General features: G+C 65.2%; 1 protein-coding gene and 2 pseudogenes. 1 reads left to right on the plus strand and 2 read right to left on the minus strand.

What is annotated here, in order from left to right; translation table 11 throughout:
• Positions 1-783 (plus strand): annotated as a pseudogene (locus T398_RS26725) (right-handed parallel beta-helix repeat-containing protein); the annotation flags it as partial.
• Positions 784-928: 145 nt separating this feature from the next.
• Here T398_RS26725 and T398_RS26730 read toward each other — a convergent pair.
• Entirely contained in the window at positions 929-1,309 is a 381-nt protein-coding gene (locus T398_RS26730) for a hypothetical protein (protein ID WP_496450570.1), read from the minus strand.
• 214 nt (positions 1,310-1,523) lie between these two features.
• A pseudogene (locus T398_RS26735) lies at positions 1,524-2,291 on the minus strand (right-handed parallel beta-helix repeat-containing protein); the annotation flags it as partial.

A 2,291-nucleotide genomic window follows, 5' to 3' on the forward strand; every position in this document is an offset into this window, starting at 1 on the left:
ACCATCACCCGCAACATCGCCGGCGGCTCGGGTGGCGGCATCGCCAACAACGGCACCACCCGGGTCAAGTACTCCACAGTCGACCGCAACACCGCCAACAACACCAATGAGCAGGGAGGCGGAATCTACAGCGCCGGACTGCTGGAGGTCGTCAAATCCCACATCGACAACAACATTTCTGAATTTGGCGGTGGTATCTACTCGTCCAACAGCACGGTCACGGTCAAGGGTGGCACCATCTCCGGCAACCAGGCGGCCATCGCTGGCGGGCTGTACATATCAAGCGGCATCGGCGTGGTCACCGACACCCGGATCGCCGGGAACTCCGCTGGCGACACGGGTGGTGTCCGGGTCGCCACTGCTGGACAGGTGACGCTGCGGAAGGTGACTCTCACGGAAAACACAGCCCAGGTTGTTGGTGGCTTGGCGGTTTCCGGGCCCACCAACGGGGGTGCTTCCTTCGGGATCGTCGAGGACAGTGTCATCAAGAACAACATCGCTACCGAAGGCGACGCCGGAGGGGTCTCCAACGGGGGGCAAGCGGTGGTGCGGGACACGAAGATCATTGGCAACCAGGCTGAGCAGGGTGGCGGCATCTTGAACTCCGCTCAGGCGACGATCTCGCTCTTCTCGACAAAGGTCATCAAGAATGTTGCCGTAACGAACGGTGGGGGGATCTTCAACAGCGCCGCCGGCACGGTCAACCTCAACAACGCCACCGGCACCGTGGTGATCAAGAATCGACCCAACAACTGCGTCAACGTTCCCGACTGCGCCGGATAGCCTGCCCACAAACGGACAAACAGCGAAGTTCCGCCCCGTCACCCAGCGGTGACGGGGCGGAACCGTTACTCTTCCCGCGCCGGCCGAGAGGCCACCCAGTTGCGCCAGCCCGACCCGACGGCCGAGGCGGGGACCGTGGGTCTCCCTACCCGCACCGGCCTTCCGGCTGCCCGTCACCATGCTGGCCGGGTCGCCCATCGGCTACGTCACCGTTGGATTCGCGGGCGATGCCGATCCGCTCCAGCCGTTCCCGCACCTCGGTCGCGTGCTGCTGCGCGATGGTCATGTCGGCCCCGGCGGCCTGAAGCAGTTCGACGGTTGGCTGGCTGACCCCGTACGGATCGGCCAGCGCCACCCCGGCCTGGATGCCCAGTAGCACCGGGTCGTCGGTGATCGCCCGTACGGCGGCAACTGCCACCTCCTGCGGCAGGCCCCGGCCTTCGCCGATGCTGTACCGGTTGGCTGTGCCTGCCAGTTCAGCCAGGAGCAACCGCTGCGGCTGCGGCAGCGACGGCATGTACACCATCCTGTGACCGTACCCAGGTAGGGGCCTCGCGAACCCCCAACCGTCTGATCGTCCGCCATCCGTCCAACCATCCGGGTGGGCCGGTTGGTACGGCTTGCCGTGGCGGCTTCGTCCTGAGGAGGCGGGCCGCCCGGGAGGACCTGGGCCGCCGAGTAGCGGGCCCGCTCGCACCGACGTGACGGTGGGAGCGGGCCCTCGTGGTTCTGCGGCTTCGCTATCCGGCGCAGCCGGGGACGTCCACGCAGTTGTTGGGTCGGTTCTTGATGACGATGGTGCCGGTGGCGGTGTTCAGGTTCACCGTGCCGGCGTTGTTGAAGATGCCCCCACCGTTGGTGGTGGCGATGTTCTCGACCACCTTCGTGGTGAAGAGGCTGATGGTGCCGTCATTCTGGATGCCGCCACCCTGGCTCGCCTGGTTGCCGATGACCTTGGTGTGTCGCAGCACCGTCTGCCCCGCGGTGAAGAGTCCTCCGCCGACAACCGAGGTCAGATTGTTCTTGATCACGCTGTCCTCGATGGTCGCGAAGCTTTCTCCTGCCCCGGCTCCGGAGACGAACAAGCCGCCGCCTAAGCCCGATGAGGTGTTGTCAGTGAGACTGACGTGCCGCATCGTCAGCTGGCTCCCGGTGTCGGCTCGGATACCACCGCTGCTGCCACTGACGGTGTTCCCGGTGATTTTGGTGCCGGTAACCGTGCCGATGGAGCTGGACAGGAACATCGCTCCCCCGTTGGATGCCTGGTTGCCGGAGACGGTGCCGCCCTTGATGGTGACGGTGCTGGTGGTCGAGAAGACGCCACCACCGTTGTCGCCACTGGTGTTGTTGTTGATGTGGGATTTGACGATCTCCAGTAGGCCGGTGCTGTAGATTCCGCCACCTGCTTCGGCCGCGGTGTTGCGGTCGACTGTGGAGTACTTGACCCGGGTGGTGCCGTTGTTGGCGATGCCGCCACCCGAGCCGCCGGCGATGTTGCGGGTGATGGT

The sequence above is a fragment of the Salinispora goodfellowii genome, assembly GCF_059570675.1.